Source organism: Paenibacillus sp. FSL R7-0216 (assembly GCF_037969915.1).
Classification (GTDB): Bacteria; Bacillota; Bacilli; order Paenibacillales; family Paenibacillaceae; genus Fontibacillus; species Fontibacillus rhizolycopersici.
This window is the reverse complement of record NZ_CP150222.1, coordinates 2,081,233-2,097,123: the sequence shown is the minus strand read 5'-3', so window position 1 is coordinate 2,097,123 and position 15,891 is coordinate 2,081,233. Positions and strand designations below refer to the sequence as shown.

Annotated in this window: 12 protein-coding genes; 3 read left to right on the top strand and 9 right to left on the bottom strand. The window is 52.5% G+C overall.

From position 1 onward, the window contains the following. Positions 1 to 9: 9 nt before the first annotated feature. Positions 10 to 828 carry a VOC family protein gene (locus MKZ15_RS09315; protein WP_339821444.1) on the bottom strand — a complete coding sequence of 273 codons (819 nt, stop codon included), beginning with the start codon at positions 826 to 828 and terminating at the stop codon, positions 10 to 12. Positions 829 to 1,044: 216 nt separating this feature from the next. Here MKZ15_RS09315 and MKZ15_RS09310 point away from each other — a divergent pair, with 216 nt between their 5' ends. Next, complete coding sequence (locus tag MKZ15_RS09310; protein WP_339821440.1) at positions 1,045 to 1,743, top strand: HD domain-containing protein; 699 nt, start codon at positions 1,045 to 1,047, stop codon at positions 1,741 to 1,743. Then, complete coding sequence (gene murI / locus MKZ15_RS09305; RefSeq protein ID WP_193415110.1) at positions 1,724 to 2,503, top strand: glutamate racemase; 780 nt, start codon at positions 1,724 to 1,726, stop codon at positions 2,501 to 2,503. Before MKZ15_RS09310 ends, murI begins: the two co-directional genes overlap by 20 nt. A gap of 85 nt (positions 2,504 to 2,588) precedes the next feature. On the opposite strand, the gene MKZ15_RS09300 is transcribed toward murI, so the two are convergent. The 5 genes from MKZ15_RS09300 to MKZ15_RS09280 all read right to left on the bottom strand — a co-directional run bounded on the left by MKZ15_RS09300 (position 2,589) and on the right by MKZ15_RS09280 (position 6,693). Beyond that, the gene (locus tag MKZ15_RS09300) at positions 2,589 to 3,134 is read right to left on the bottom strand and encodes a GNAT family N-acetyltransferase (protein ID WP_339821436.1); all 546 of its coding nucleotides are present in this window, start codon (positions 3,132 to 3,134) and stop codon (positions 2,589 to 2,591) included. Between the two features lie 51 nt (positions 3,135 to 3,185). Further along, positions 3,186 to 3,947 carry a DUF3891 family protein gene (locus MKZ15_RS09295; RefSeq protein ID WP_339821434.1) on the bottom strand — a complete coding sequence of 254 codons (762 nt, stop codon included), beginning with the start codon at positions 3,945 to 3,947 and terminating at the stop codon, positions 3,186 to 3,188. A gap of 34 nt (positions 3,948 to 3,981) precedes the next feature. After that, positions 3,982 to 4,527, bottom strand: a complete 546-nt coding sequence (locus tag MKZ15_RS09290; RefSeq protein WP_339821431.1) for a hypothetical protein — start codon at positions 4,525 to 4,527, stop codon at positions 3,982 to 3,984. Between the two features lie 265 nt (positions 4,528 to 4,792). Then, on the bottom strand, positions 4,793 to 5,635 hold the full coding sequence (locus MKZ15_RS09285) for a hypothetical protein (protein ID WP_339821427.1): 843 nt from the start codon (positions 5,633 to 5,635) through the stop codon (positions 4,793 to 4,795). Beyond that, positions 5,632 to 6,693 carry a Gfo/Idh/MocA family oxidoreductase gene (locus tag MKZ15_RS09280; RefSeq protein WP_339821424.1) on the bottom strand — a complete coding sequence of 354 codons (1,062 nt, stop codon included), beginning with the start codon at positions 6,691 to 6,693 and terminating at the stop codon, positions 5,632 to 5,634. Before MKZ15_RS09280 ends, MKZ15_RS09285 begins: the two co-directional genes overlap by 4 nt. Positions 6,694 to 6,923: 230 nt before the next feature. Between MKZ15_RS09280 and MKZ15_RS09275 the strand changes: the two genes are divergently transcribed. Next, positions 6,924 to 8,501 (top strand): FAD-dependent oxidoreductase, encoded by a 1,578-nt coding sequence (locus MKZ15_RS09275; RefSeq protein WP_339821422.1) that lies wholly within the window; start codon positions 6,924 to 6,926, stop codon positions 8,499 to 8,501. A gap of 69 nt (positions 8,502 to 8,570) precedes the next feature. Here MKZ15_RS09275 and MKZ15_RS09270 read toward each other — a convergent pair whose 3' ends face one another. From MKZ15_RS09270 to MKZ15_RS09260, 3 genes are all read right to left on the bottom strand, one after another. Continuing rightward, the gene (locus MKZ15_RS09270) at positions 8,571 to 13,295 is read right to left on the bottom strand and encodes an S-layer homology domain-containing protein (protein WP_339821418.1); all 4,725 of its coding nucleotides are present in this window, start codon (positions 13,293 to 13,295) and stop codon (positions 8,571 to 8,573) included. 31 nt (positions 13,296 to 13,326) lie between these two features. After that, positions 13,327 to 14,859, bottom strand: a complete 1,533-nt coding sequence (locus MKZ15_RS09265; protein ID WP_244868349.1) for an extracellular solute-binding protein — start codon at positions 14,857 to 14,859, stop codon at positions 13,327 to 13,329. Between the two features lie 104 nt (positions 14,860 to 14,963). Next, positions 14,964 to 15,881, bottom strand: coding sequence for a carbohydrate ABC transporter permease (locus MKZ15_RS09260; RefSeq protein WP_339821413.1), 918 nt, complete (start codon positions 15,879 to 15,881; stop codon positions 14,964 to 14,966). Between the last annotated feature and the right edge of the window lie 10 nt (positions 15,882 to 15,891).

Here is a 15,891-nt window from a genome sequence, read left to right as displayed (position 1 = left end):
TCCTGCACCTCACATACTGCTGATGTTAAAACGATTTCCGTCCGGATCATAGAAATGAAAACTGACCAACCCTTGAGTCAGAAACCCGCCTATGCCGGAGGTTTCGATCCCGCGTTGTTTCAAATAATGATGATATTTGAACAAGTCCTGACGTTCTTGAATCCAACATACCGGCTGGACTTGACCGTCCACTTTCCCCACATAAGCCTCTTTGTTTTTTTGTTCGAGCACCCAAAGCGACTTGTTCTCCGAATGATTTAGCTTTAGCTCCATCACCGCGTAGCCGCCGGCTGGATGATGCTCAACGCACTTCATTCCCAAATGCTGCCCGTACCATTGAATCGACTCGTTTAACCGGCTGACCCCCAGCCTGACCCAGGAGGGCGCCAAATCGGAGGAAGGCAGCGATCGATCCTCTTGGAGCGTTAACCGGATCCCTTCGGCGGTAGCCCAGACATCGAAATACCTGGTTTTGGGGCCCGAATACACGGTGGATACCCGCACTCCATCGGTCACAAAAGCGCGCCGCAAGCGATCCAATTCCCGGGTTCGAAAACACAATCGAAGATCGGGATCCACGGTCCCGCGTTCGGCATAATGATGAGGGAGCCGGGTTCCCGTAAGATAAGTAACCAGCCAGGTCCCAAAGTCCATCTGAGTCATTTTGCCCTCTGAACAACGGGGATCGACCTTCCCATTTTCTTGCCGAAGCACCTTCCACCCGAAATACTTCTCGAACCACTCCACGACCTGATCATGATTATCCCACAACACATCGATCGTTTGACCGTCAAAATAAAGCTCGGGGATCTCCTTGCCCGTTGCCATAGGGGAACCTCCTTATATCCAGCTGTTTTCAACCCTATTATCCCTGAACCCGTCCGAATGATAAAGGAAAATATTTGCAAGATGCGCCGCTTCCATCTGAAACTTTTGTTCATATAATGCGACTGGATATAACAAAACAAGTTTAAAGTATGCCGATTTTGAGGTAAGATGGTATTCGATGTTTCTATGAACTAGGGATTGGAAAGGAACGGTGCGATGGACCGGCAGCAGCAAATCATTAAACAAGCCGAACAATTCGTGCAAGAAGTGCACAGCGGTGATGGGAGCGGACACGACTGGTGGCATATCCACCGCGTTCGGAATACGGCTCTTGCCATCGCTCGCAAGGAGCAGGCGGATGTATTTGTTTGCGAGCTTGCGGCTTTGCTGCACGACGTGGCGGATGAGAAGCTGAATCCGTCCAAGGAAGCCGGGATACTGCGTGTCCGCAGCTGGCTGGATGAACATGTGAGCGATTTGTCCGTTAACCAAGAAGTCATGGAGATCATCTCCACGATGTCTTATAATGGCGGCAAAAATCCTCCGATGTCTACGCTCGCCGGACAAATCGTTCAGGATGCGGATCGGCTTGACGCCATCGGGGCGATCGGGATAGCCCGAACGTTTGCTTTTGGCGGATCCAGAGGCAGATCCATGCATGAACCAGGCCAAGATTTCTCGGATCATGACTATCGCAGCCGCGGAAAAACGACGATCTATCATTTCTACGAAAAGCTGCTCAAACTGAAAGATTTGATGAATACCCGGCATGCCCAAAAGCTGGCCGAATCGCGGCATGAATATATGCTGCGTTTTTTGGAGCAGTTTTACCGGGAATGGGATGCCACCGATGAACATCAGGACGAACAAACCACAACAAATTCAGGTGATATGAGTGAGAATCGCATTTTTTGATTCAGGCATCGGCGGCTTAACCGTGTTAACGGAGGCCATGAAGAAGTTGCCGAAGGAAGATTTTCTTTATTTTGCCGATACGCTCCACGTGCCTTACGGGACCAAAACGCTGCCCGAAGTGAAGCGATACGTTCAGGAATCGGTTAGTGTCATCATGCGAAATGACATTAAGGCTTTGGTCGTAGCCTGCAATACAGCAACCAGTGCCGCCATTGAAGAACTTCGGCGCATGTACCCTATTCCGATCATTGGAATGGAGCCGGCCGTCAAACCGGCCGTCAAGCGAAGTCAAGCTGCCGGCAAACGAGTGCTGGTGTTTGCGACCTCTTTGACGTTAAGCCTATCTAAATATACCGACCTGGTAGCTCGGGTGGACGACCACAAGGTGGTGGATTCCATGCCTCTGCCGGAGTTGGTGCAATATTGCGAACAGCTGCAGTTCGATCGGGAAGAGATCGAGCGTTATTTCAGCCGCAAGCTGTCCGGCATTGATCTTGGGCAATACAGCACCATCGTACTCGGCTGCACGCATTTTCCTTATTACAAGACGATTCTGCAGCAAATTTTGCCGCCTCATATCGAGCTGATTGACGGCAGTCACGGCACGGTAGAGCGGTTGTGCTCTCTGATCGGCGGTTCGACCCTCTCCACTCAGGGGTATACGGGACATATCGAGTTCAGATGCTCGGACGAAAACCCGGCTTATCTGGACAAAATGGCGCGAGCACTGGATTACCTGCAAACGCAATATGCACGATAAATGAAGAGGCTGCTTACGTAAAAGTCTTGTCCAGGCGATGAATCGCTCGGGGCAGGACTTTTTTCGCGTGGGCATAGGGGTTGGTTTACTCCATCTCCTCATTCAATAGAACCATATGGATATGATCTTCCCACTGCCCGTTGATCTTCAAATACTTTCTGGATGTCCCCTCATTCTGAAAGCCCAGCTTCTGGACCACGCGAAGCGAGGCCTGATTTCTCGGCATGATGTTCGCTTCAATCCGATGCAAGCGCATTTCGTGAAACGCATGGTTTACCACCGCTTCGACGGCTTCGGTCATCAATCCTTTTCCTTGTTCCTGCTCATCGATCTTATAGCCCAGATGGCAGGATTGGAACACGCCTCTAACGATATTGCTCATAGCTACCGCCCCAATGATTCTACCATCAAGGAATAACCAAAATTTACAGAGCGATCCTTCTTGGTTCTTAGCCGCCTCGTCCCGCAGCAATTCCTGTTGAACCGAGGAAGTGTAGAAGTCCTCCGTTCTTAGCGGTTCCCACTCCTCAAGATAGGTTTTATTCCGAACGGCAAACGCTAAGACCTGATCCGCATAGGTATCATCGATCATTTGGAGCGTCATGCGTTTCGTAGTGATTTTGTTTTTCATGGGTAACCTCTCTCTATTCGTTAGTCGTCATTCTTAATTTGGAACTCGATATTATATCGTTGCCTTAGAGAAGTGAATATCTTGCTTTACCCTGACGCTGGCTTTATACGCTTCGCTGAATCCTAGGGTTTCGATCTTTTGCTTCAAGATATATCTCTGTTCCAGGGTTGTCATTAGTTCCTTGGCCAAAAGAGACGGGGTTAACCGGATTTCTCTAGCATTGATCCACCTGGCTTCACATCGCTCCCCTAGTAACGTAGCTTCAAAGCCTTCCCTAAACCAAGGATGTTCCTCTTCTTTGGAAACGCCGGGTTCATTCAGGCAAACGTAAAGCGAGATGTCGTCACATAGTTGCAACAGCATGAAATGCCGTTGGATGACCTCTTGAGGAACGCTTAGTTTGTCGGTGATCCGACGCTGCCTTTCTAGCTCATGTTGGTAGAATCGAGCGCACGCCTCGTCTAGCGAATCCCTGATATGCATAAAAGAAGCATAGTGGAGACTGCACAACAAAGCCGCATATTCATTCATGTTCTCCACTTCGTCGATGCCTCGCTGATATTTATCAATTTTCGGGGTTAGCGGATAGTCCATGAAGGAATACGGCGCCCGGCTCTCCGTATTCCAAATTGGCGAGGCATCAAGCGCGATCCAGCCTCGGTCATGCTGATCTATGGCTAGCAAAGCACTTGATAGAAACTCGTCATTCAGAAATAACTCCTTCTCCAAATGGCTGGCGATTTCACCCGCCAAGCGCGCATGGTCATGCTGGGTGATCATCACAAATTCCCGCTCCGTCTCTCGAATAATCATAGTTCCACCGCCTTTTTCGTTGTGCATCTATCATTTATTCCGATATCTTGGTACTGATAGTCTGATGATCCGCTTCTGCTGTCAACTTAAACTTTGTTCCCTGCTCTTCAGGAAGAAGTTGATACCAGAACCGGACATTCCGATCCCCCGTTGCCTTAATAGACGCAGTAAAGCTCTCCTTTGTCGCATAGCTATAAACCTGGATCGAATCGATTTGCGAGTTTAGGATCACACCAAATAGAAACGGAGATGGAAAATATTGAACCGTCCAGTAACTGTCGGGATCTTTGTCATGGATTGAAGGCAAAGTGTGACCCCCACCATATCCCCATTTCCACCCAAGTAACGGCGTTTTTCGGACGTATTCTGCATTGATCGTTTGCCCGTTTTGGAGATCACGAAGAATGAACAGAATTTTGCCTCGATCCGTCTCGGCCTCGTATAAGAGATGTCCCTTCATCTCATACCTAACCTTTTCGACCGCCTCAATCGGAGTAGACGAAAAAAAATGGTTACTGACGTAGATATAGCCGAACCCCACAGTACCTAAAATCAATGCAAGAATAGTTAGCTTTTTCATAGATCCTCCAGAAAATGATCTCTTGCTTCATTATAACGGAACGTAGGGCCGCTATTCGAACATTTCCAGGTTATTTCCCATGCTAACGGAACCATAAGCCGCTATTCGGCTAAAAATGGAGCTGACGGGGTCTATTTCGACCCAATAAAGTCTTCACGTTCCGTTAGAGTTCACAGTCTCGTGTTTGCAGCCAAATAGCGTCCCTCAGTTCCGTTAACACTCGACCCACCTTCCTGCGAAGGTGGGTCGAGTTAAAACAAGATGATTAGTAAGACGGCAACTCCACCCAAACCCCGGACGTTTCCGCCGCTTTCATCCCATACTCGATCACGGCGATCACGGCGACGGTTTCGGCAGGGTCGACCATAGGCTGGCCGGTTTCGAAGAACGTCACCATATTCCTGATGAACGGCTCGAAGAAATTTGAGATCGCGGAGGCTTGCGTAAAGGTTCCGTTGCCGTATTTGATACCCAGCGTAAATGGGCAATTGTCCCCTAAATGGTGGATCGTGGCACGGCGACCTTCCCCGAAATCGATGAGAAGCGCGGGAGAATCTGCCGTTCCAGTATACATGACCCGCTGCGGATCGGCTCCCATCAGCCGAATGATGGGCTCAATTTGATGGATCGAATAGTTGTCAAATGCGCCCGGCCCCCAGCTGCTGATCGTTTGGATTCCGGCCGGGTCGATCTCCGCATATTCGCTGGCAAAGCGGAGCGCAGACGTTGAATACATCGGTGTATCGTGATGTGCGGCGAGCTCGAATAAGCGAACCGCTGTCTCCCGATCCGGAGCAAACGTCTTGTCGATGTAAGTCGGCTTGCCTGACTGGAGCGGCAGCTGGGACAGTTCTTCATGAAATTCCGGGTTATCGGGAGACAACACGATCAAGTAATCGCTTCGCTCGACGACGTCTTGGATGGTCGTCAGCAATTCGATCCCGTTCTCCTTACACCAGGCTTCGTTCGTGCGTCCGTTCTCCTTGTCTCTTTTCCCATACGCATACGTCACCTTCATAGCGCCATCTGTAGCCTGCTCGATCCACCCGGGATATTTGTTGGCGTGGAACTGGTCGAGGTGAAGGTCGATAAATCCGATTTTTTTCATGGGATGGCGATTTCCTCCCCTTTGTCGGATGAATCATAGATAGCCTGGATAATCCGGGAAGACAGAATAACGGTATCAATATGCGAGGGCTGCTTCTCCCCCGTTTGGATACATTCCAGAAAGCTATCGATTTCCTGCTGATACATATTGCCCGAGGTGAATTTCGGCGTCGTTTCGGTCAAAGCGCCGTCTGTTGCCGTGTAGAAGGTAAAATCCCCTCCGTAGTTCAGTCGAATGCCGCCCTTATCGCCCAAAAAGTCGATAAACATCTCCTCGACCCCGATGTTCTGGGCCCAAGCTCCGTTTAAGGAGATCGTGGGGCCTTCGGTGCGGATCAGAGCGGTCACGAAGTCGTCGACATCATAGGTCCCGTTATAATCCGGCGGTCCTGCCCACATTTTGAGATAAGTATAGTTCGCCATCTCTTTCCCCAGCTTGGAGTAAGCCTGCCCGGTGACGGTTTGAGGTTTCGGATCGCCCGCGCAATACATGACGATGTCGAGGAAATGAACGCCCCAATCGATCAACGCGCCGCCGCCAGCAATGGCCTTTGTGGTAAAAGCGCCGCCCAAGCCTGGAATCGATCGGTGTGAACGGAAGCTGGCATAGACATGATACAACTCGCCGAGCTCGCCGTTTTGAATCATTTTTTTGATGCGGTTCACGCTTTCGTTATACCGGTTGACTACCCCGATATTCAGAATTTTGCCCGTCTCATGCTGAACCTGCTGCATCTCCAGGGCTTCTGCGTAAGTGCGGGCTGCCGGTTTTTCGCACAGGACATGCTTGCCTGCCCGCAGGCATTCAATGGCGATGGAAGCGTGTGAAGCATTCGGCGTACAGATGGATACCGCATCGACCTCCGGATCTTCTACGATCTGCCGGTAATCCGTGATGGCTTCGCCGCATTCGTATTTGGTAACAGCGGCTTCCGCCCGATCCATCAGAATGTCGCAAAAATACTTGATTTTCACCTGCTTGTGAGCTAAGTAGGACGGGATATGGGCGTGGTTCGCAATCGTGCCGCAGCCAATCACGGCAATGGTTACTTGGTTCATCGGCTTACCTCCTACAACGTGAAATAGTCGCTTCAAGAAAGTCTATGATGATTCCTAGCATACCAGATCCATCGCGAATTGAGATGAGGTCGAGAGCGAATGCACATCAGATTACCATAAAAGGTCACCCGCCTCCCGTACCGTTCTCGTGCTGATCCATCTACAATGAATGCAATCATGGACATTCTGACGCCTAGCTCTTAAAACCAAGCCAAAGGAGAATACATGCGATGAAACGCGAAATGCAGGCCGATATCGTGATTCTAGGCGGCGGGACCGGTGGAACTGCGGCGGCCCTGGCTGCCGCGGCTTCGGGCAAAACCGTCATCATGACGGAAGAGACGCTCTGGATCGGCGGACAGTTGACCAGCCAAGCCGTTCCGCCCGACGAGCACCCGTGGATCGAGTATTTTGGTTGTACGAGAACGTACCGGAACTTCCGCGAAGGCGTCCGCCACTATTATCGGGAGCATTTTCCGATGACGTCGGCGGCAAGGAACCTGCCCGAGCTCAATCCTGGCGGCGGCATCGTCAGCCGGATCAGTCACGATCCGCGTGTCGGCTTAGCCGTGCTGCAGCAAATGCTAGCTCCGTACATTCATAGCGGAAGGTTAACCCTACTGCACAATTACCGAGTACGACATGCCGAGACCACCGGGGACGTGGTGAACAGCGTTACGGTACGTCATCTCGGCACCCGGGATGAGCTCGTGCTTCAGGCTCCGTTTTTTATCGATGCCACCGAGCTTGGCGATTTGCTACCGCTGGCTGGCATCGAATACGTGACCGGCGCGGAATCCAAAGCGCAGACCGGGGAACCTCATGCCGTCGACGGCGAACCGGAGCCACAGAACATTCAGGGCTTTACTTATTGCTTCGCTGTGGATTACGCGGAGGGAGAAGAACATCTCATCGACAAGCCCAAGATGTACGATTTCTGGCGGCAATATCGAGCGGATTTCTGGCCGGATCAACTGTTAAGCTTAACCGGCGTGAGGCCCTCCACGAACAAGCCGGTCGAGTATGAAATTTTCCCGGGTCACGGAGGCAAATTTCCGCTGTTTCAATACCGGCAAATCCTTGAGCCCACTCATTTTGACAACCGCTTCGGTTTTCGTCCGCTTTCTCTGGTCAACTGGCCGCAGAATGACTATTGGCTGGGCTCCATCATCGACGTCCCGGAAGAGGAAGCCGCGCGCCATTTGCACCAGGCCAAACAGTTGAGCCTGTCGCTATTGTATTGGCTGCAGACCGAAGCTCCCCGGCCGGACGGCGGGCAAGGTTACCCTGGTTTACGCCTGCGCCGCGACGTCGTCGGAACGGAGGACGGACTCGCCATGGCTCCCTATATCCGCGAGTCGAGACGAATTCAAGCGGAGTTTACGGTGCTGGAACAGCATGTTGCTACAGCTTCCCGTCCGGACGGTGTAGCCGAAGTGTTCCCGGATACCGTCGGAGTCGGCTGTTACCGCATCGATTTGCATCCGAGTACAGGCAACCAGCCGTATATCGACATTTCCTCCCTGCCCTTTCAAATCCCGCTGGGTAGCTTGATCCCCAAACGGGTCAAAAACGTGCTGGCGGCAGGCAAAAATATCGGAGTCACCCATATCACGAACGGCTGCTATCGGCTTCATCCCGTAGAATGGAACATCGGCGAAGCGGCAGGAACTTGCGCCGGCTTCTGTTTGGACCGCAACCTCTTTCCTACAGATGTTCGCAATCATGAAGAGACTTTATCCGATTTTCAGCAGCGCCTCCTCGATCAAGGGGTTGAATTGCAGTGGCCAAAGCTGCGTCCGGTCTAATCCGAAAAAAGATCATGCCAGCCTGCGGATGACTTCATCCACAGGCTGGCATTTTACTTTCTAGCTCGTTTACGGATTGATTAGCCCCGCCATCCGCAGCATTCGGGCGAGAACCGTCGCCGCCTCCGCACGGGTTGAGGAGGCTTCGGGAGCAAATACGCCGTTCTTGCGCCCCTTCATCAAGCCCGAACCCACCGCGGTTGCAACGGCTTCTTCGGCCCACGCTCCAATTTGGCTGCGATCCTCGAAACCGGACAGCATGGAATTCGGATTTCCAGGAGTAACCTCTGCACCCGCCAGCTTCAAGGCTCGAACCAGCAGCACGCTCATCTGTTCCCGGGTAATTTGCACATTCGGACGGAACTCCCCACCTGTAAAGCCCTCAATCAACCCGTGTTCCACCGCCGCCGACACGGCATCTGCATACCACGCACTGGAGTTCACATCCGTAAAGTCTGATCGCGGACCCTGTCCCTGCCCCGTTAATCCGAGGGCACGGACGAGCATGGCGGTAAATTGAGCTCTCGTGATGGGATCATTTGGACTGAAATCGGTGTTAGAGGTGCCCTGGATGACCGTTTTGGAAGCTAACATCGCAACCTCGTCCGCTGCCCAGTGCGCGTTCATGTCCGTAAAGGTCTTCCGGTGCGAGATCGCCGCATACGTGCCGCTTTCCTTCAACCGGAAGGTGATCCGGGACTTACCACCCTCTTCATTGAAGACTGCAGGTACGAACGCATAACGGTTCAATGAAGGTTCCAGAAGCAGAACGGTCGTTGTATCGGCATCAACGGTTCCTACCAGCGATGTTGTCGTCAGCTTGGCATCCGTTCCCTTAAAGACCGGCAAGGAAGTCAAAGCGTTCCCCTGCCCCCAGAAGAAGGCGACCTCCAGCTTAGGCCCGAGCAGGCTAGCCTGCTGCGGCAACAAACCGTTTAGCCGAGTCTCTTGCTCTTTCTCGGGAATCCCCATGCGAATGAGCAAGCGATCCGCCGTCCCTCGTAAGTTCAAGGAATCGCTTAACGCCTTAACAGGCAATTCCAGCCTTCCTAACGAAGACTCCAGAAGGATGACGCCTTCCGGTAACTCCTTCACCACCGTCTCCACTCCGTCAATGGGCAGGTGCAAGGCGATGACATCTGCGGTTTCATCGAAGCTGTATTGCAACTGCTGCGATGGGATCGGCTTCTCGCGAAGGCTCTTCACCTCTTCGAGCATCCGCGTCAGATCCGCTTTGACGTCAACGAGGTGTTGCCCGTTCTCCGTTGTTTTCTTCTGGATGCTCAACCGTTCCGGCTTCGCGGGCCTGGTGGACATGGACGGCGAACCGCTGCTGCTGCCGCCGGATGAACCGGGTTGGCCGGGATTCGAGCCGCCGTCTCCGGTGGAGGTACGAATGATTTGCACTGAATCGCTATTGGTCTTCAGATCATCCACATACACCTCCACTTGTACGAAATTGATTCCCGTCGTTAAAGGTACGCTTACGGTAAAAGTACCAGTCTGTGATATGGAAGCCGCCTCTCCGTTCACCTTGACGGAAGGCGTCCCAGGTCCAAGCACTTCGATGGTTCCTTCCAGCAGATATCGGCTGTCCCTTGTTTCCCGCAGCTCGTCGTCCATCAGACCGCTTAATACGGCCGCTCGAACCTCATCGCCCACCTCGTAAGCATTCGCTACGAGCTGGCGGTTCGTTCTCGTTCCCGAAGGATCGATGGTCGAGATGACGAAGCCGCCGGACGGAATGACGCTATTGTTCTCTTCCGGCGCCCCCCAGCTCCAATTGATCGCCTGTTTCCGGTTTGCGACACGAGTGACGATTCCCGTATGGTCCACGACCACCTCTACGCCGAAATGATTCGTGCCGGTCGTCGTTCCGTAGGCATCCGTCATCACGTTAATGTTGCCCTCTACTCGGTTCACATTGTAGTAATGACCTTCCAGGAACGTGTCGGCACTGTCTGGCAAGCTCATGCCAAGCTGATAATCCTTCACCCATTCGAGGTCCTGGAGTGCCGCCTTGGCGATCGCCCAGTTGATCTGGGAAGCATCAAACAACATCAGCCCGTTGGTCGTTTTCAAGCCGGCCTGGAACACCTCCCGCTGAACGGCAGGGAGCTGCACATTATTTAACGCAATTCCCGCATACAGCGGAATTTCTCCATTCGTGACGATGTTCCCGAGCGTAATATACTTCTGGATCTCCTGACTGGTCGTCTGATAAGCGCCGATCATCAGAAAATCCAAGTATTCGATATATCCGGTATCGTAATACTCCGGTGTATAGACGGACTCCATCGGAAAGCCCAGAGAAGGGTGGACGCGGAAATTCTTGCTTCCCCAGTTCACTCCGTTGAGATAATACGTCTCATACCAAGAACCCACATAGGAAGATACCTGGATGGTTCTTCCCGTTTGAGCTTCGTAGGAATCCACTAGCGATTTGACTTCGCCGAAGAAGCTCTGGATGATGCCCGAACGGAACTCCCACCAGTCCTGAATGAGCGGGCCATCCACTCTGGCGTTATTTTCGTAATAGAAAATATCATTCGGCCAATGGTTCAACTGCTTGCCGCGCTGGAGCAAAAACTGCTCGAACTTGACCCTGGTCTCCTCGCTGAAATCCGCGCCTTCGTTGTCATACCGCCCGCGGTCGTGAACCACGCCGTCTACGTCATAATTTTTGATGATCTCCTCAAACGTCTTGAGCTGGTACTCGCGCACCTCATCGTTCGCTGGATTGACGAAAGCCACCAACCCCTGCTTCGCGCTTTCCCGCAGCCGTTTGATCTCGCCGTTGTTCTCCGCGTAGTGCACGCGCTCCTCCCAATCCAGGTGATCATTCAGCACGGCGAACTCGTTATAGGCAATCGATCCTTCGGCAAACACGTTGATGGCCGCATGAATCTCCAGCCCCAAAGCGTGGCCATGATCGATGAACTCCTGCAGCAAATCTAGGTTGGGGCTGGCTCCCGCCTTCTCGGGAGCTTGGATCTCGCTGACGTAAGGTCTGCCGGTCAAGTCGTTCTTCTTGTACGAGACATACCCTTCAACGCCTTTCACATCAAAAGCGATAGAAGTAACCCCACTGTCCTTGGCCTTTTGAAGAAAAGCGCGCACCTGCTCGCTGGTTTGGAACTTTTTCGCATTCGAGGCCTGATCTACCCAAAGAATGACTTGTTTCTCCTCGGATAAATTGTCCCGGGCAAACACCGCAAGGTCTCGTCGATCCTGCTCGATTCCGTTCTTCAGCACTTTGATTTCGATATAGTTGGTGCCTTTGGCTAAAGCGTAGGTATAACTGAACGCACCACCCGGATCCAAAGGGATAGCACTCTCATTTACCAGCAGTTGGATCGCCGCAGGATCGTCGATGTTCTCGATCGTCCCCAAGATGACCGTGCTGTTCTCCGTCACCGTGTACATCCGCTGATTGTTCAGTTGAAGCCGAGGGATCAGACCGTTTCCGCCCATCAGATCCCGAACGGATACGACTTCCCCATTCTTGCGAAGCTTGATGACATCTCCAACCTTGAAATTTTCCGCCAGGAAACGCTTGATGTAATTGCCGGCATAACTGTTGTCCTGCGCCATCAATACGTAACCTTCCTCTGGGATGTCAAGAGCTGTGGGCCCGGACCATACCGGAGGCTGGCCATTGATGGAAGGATTGACCACCTGCAAGACCCGATTGTTGGCATCAACCTGCACCGCGACATTCGTCTGGGGAATCACGAGGGAGGCACCGTAATCTCTCGTAAATAAAGCTACGATATTCGGCACGCCCGTGACGTCTTTATCGACATCGTCGATCTTGATTCGCGGTCCATCGATGTCAATCGAGATGTCCTTCGGTGCGGCTTCGACTTCGATATAGTCCTGATTCTCCAAAGGTTCATACGTAATCGTCAGCGTGCTCGTTGCGATCTCCTCCCCAGTCTGGAGCAGCCTGATCGTAATCACGTTTGCTCCAGAACTTAAGTACACATTCTCGCGAAAAACGCCTTCCGCCGATAGCTCGGCCGTGTCCCCGTTCACCGTAACGGCAAGATCCAGCTTCTCGTCATAATTCGCCACAAATCCAGCCACTTCGATGACAGGGATGTCCACGATGGTCTGGTCCTCCGTAATCATCATGAGCTCTGGAAGCTGTGGCTCCGGGTCAGGATCAGGTACGGGTTCGGGGACAGGTGGAGGCTCAGGCGTGGGTTCCGTTTCCGGATCTGGCGATGGAGGAAGAAAATCCGCCGTCGTCACTTCCACTCCCGCTCGCATCAGCTTCACGCGATCCCCGGTATGATATCGCCCGAAAAGCGTCTGCCGATAACTCGACTCCTCCCAAGTGATGCTCCCTCCAGCCAGTACGATATACCCTCCATCCGGAATCAGGAGCATCTGCTCCTCATCCCAGGTTGTCGGGGGATCGTCTAGTGGGCCAACGACCTCCTGCACAAGACCCGCTGCATCCACAGCGACCGCAACATGCCGTTCTGGAACTCGAACTTCCAGGGTGGTATACGCAGCGTCGGTTACAGTGGCTCCGCTTGTGTATAAGGCGAGATAATCGACCTTTTCCTCGAGCGAAGCTTCCGTCACATTCATATCCGTGAATTCAAGTGAGGTACTACCGTCCTCGGTGACAAACTGCACCGGTTCCCTTTCAACCTCTTTAACGCTCGATGGGTCCTCCACCCCGGCGGCCGAGGAGATCATCGGCGCGCCGGGCCAGAACAACGCCGCGATCAAAGAGAGACACATGAGCCCGGCCATCCGTTTCTGCAGCGTACGCTTCATCCGCTTCCCCCTTTCCATTCAAAGAGTGTCTTCACTTAGTTGACTGGAACCACTCGTTCGCCGCAGCAACCATGTCGGCTCCGCCTTCCGCTCTCCATTGCGCCAGGAATTGATCGTATTGCTCGATTGGCTTCGCCCCCGAAATGAATTGCAGCACGTTATCATCCAGCAACGTCGTCAGCTTGAGGAGATTTTTGGATACGGCTTCGATTGGCGGTGCCGTCGACATCGGATCCACGACGATCAAGCCTTCCGCGTTTTTCTGGAATGCTTCGAAATGAGCTTGTAGCACCGGATCCTTCCGTACGCGTGCCTGCCAGTAGATCGGGTACTTCTCTTCGTCAACGCCGGTCATGAAGCTACTGGCATTGTTTAACTGATCGTTAAAGATCGGGAGAATCGGATAATATTTGTCGTCCTTCACTTCATAATGAACGCCTTCCTGGCCGAGGGCGATGCCTTTGAAGGTCTCCGGCTCCAGCTTTGCGTTCAGAAAATCCATCGCCGCTTCTTTATTCTTGGAGGATTTCAGAATGCCGATATACCAGGTCGTGTTCGCCTTTGCGCCAACAACCGCTTTCCCATCCGGTCCCTTCAGATAAGGGATAATGGACGTTTTGGCTTCGGGGAAGTTTTTCTGGAGCGCAGCGATCGTTGATCCCGCGTTCCACCAGGCCAGCTTATACATGGCCGCATTGCCGCCGGAGAACTTCTCGATCGATTCCTGGGCGGTGTTCAGCGGGGTTTCGGTATCCAGCAGACCTTCCTTATACAATTTGCTCATGTAGGCAATGTACTCTTTCATCTCCGGCTGCTCCGCCCGATGCACCAGCTTGCCGTCCACTTCCTTCCAATCCGTGTACACGCCAAAGGTCGTAGCGATGTCCCCGTAGATGGAATCCTTGCTCATCGTCAGCGGGATGACATTTTTCTTCTCTTTGATCGTTTTCAGCACGGTGTACAACTCGTCTCGATTCGTTGGGATGGACAGCCCTAACTCATCTAGCCAATCCTGCCGGACCACAAGCTCCTCGCCGATGCTCACGCCTGCCCCGGTCTCGGGAATGCCGTAGATCTTCCCGTCGATCGTTGCGCTGGCGAAAGACTCCGGCTTGATCGACTGTTTGATATAGTTGCCATGGGCCTCCAGTAGCTCATCCATCGGTTCGAGCGCTCCCGCCGAAGCCAGATTATAGAACTGGGCCGCATTCAGCTTGGCGATATCATAATTCTCTTTACTGGACACCATTAAGTTCAGTTTCTCATCCGCATTCTCCGCAGGAAGCAATTCATAATCCACATGGAATCCGGTTCTTTCCTCAATGTATTTCGCCACATATTCGGTTTTCGGATCAAACAGCCCGTATTGCATGATCATCCGCAGGTCCGGTTTACCCGAATTGTCCCCGCCATTTGTTCCTTCCGAGGTTGCATTGGTTGTATTGCCCGAAGGCTCAACCGCATTAGGTTCCGACGTTCCGCCTCCTCCGCCGCATCCGGATAACACCAACGCGAAGCTTAGAATGGCGGTGAGTACCGCCGATGTTTTCATCTTGAAAATCATGAATAACCTCCTTAATAAGCTTTTTTTATGGGGGTAGCACTGCAAGTCGAGCGCATCACCTCCTTCAGGAGCTGTTCTCATAGAGCCGACCTGAGCCGACCGACTCAACCTTTAATCGAACCGACCAGCACGCCTTTGACGAAGTATTTTTGCAGGAAAGGATACACGAGCAGGATCGGAATAGTTGCTAGAAGAATCGAGGAGGCTTGAATCGACTGAGGTGTTGTGTTAATCGCGGCATCGACGTTATCCTTGAGGAAATCGCCGCTGGAGGACACGAGAAGCTCCTTCAAGTAAAGCTGCATCGGCTTGATGGCCGGGTCGCTGATGTAGATCATGGCGGAGAAATAATCGTTCCAGAACGCCACGGCAAAAAATAATCCAATGGTGGCAAGGACCGGCAACGATAAAGGGAGCATCACCGACGCCAGGATCCGGATATTCCCCGCACCGTCCAGTTTGGCCGACTCCTCCAACTCCTCCGGAAGGCCTTCGAAGTAATTTTTGATAATCAGCATGTTGTACACGTTCACCATTGCAGGGAGGAATAGGACCGGAAAGGAATTGACCAGATTCAGGTTCTGCATCAGCAAGTACGTGGGAATCAACCCGCCGCTGAACAACATGGTAAATACGAAGATCAACAAGAGCCCCTTCCTGCCGCGCAGCCGAACCTTCGACAACGGATAAGCCGTCAGCGTCGTCAAGAACAGACTGCAAACTGTCCCAATCACGGTGAGGGCGATGGAGACTTTGAGCGAATTCAGGAACATGGAGTCTTGGAGCACATATTGATAAGTCTCGAGTTGAAGGCCAACCGGAAGCAACCCCACCCTTCCTGAGATCACGGCGCTCTCGCTGCTTAAGGACTTGGCGAGCAAATTAACGAAAGGCAGCAGCGTCGTCAGCCCCAACAAGATAAAGAAGATGTAATTGAGAACCGTAAAGCATTTCTCGGAAAACGAGGTTTTCATCGTCCCCCTTGGCGCTGGTAATCCTTCCAAAGCCTGTTTCGGTTCCATGCCTTCCTTC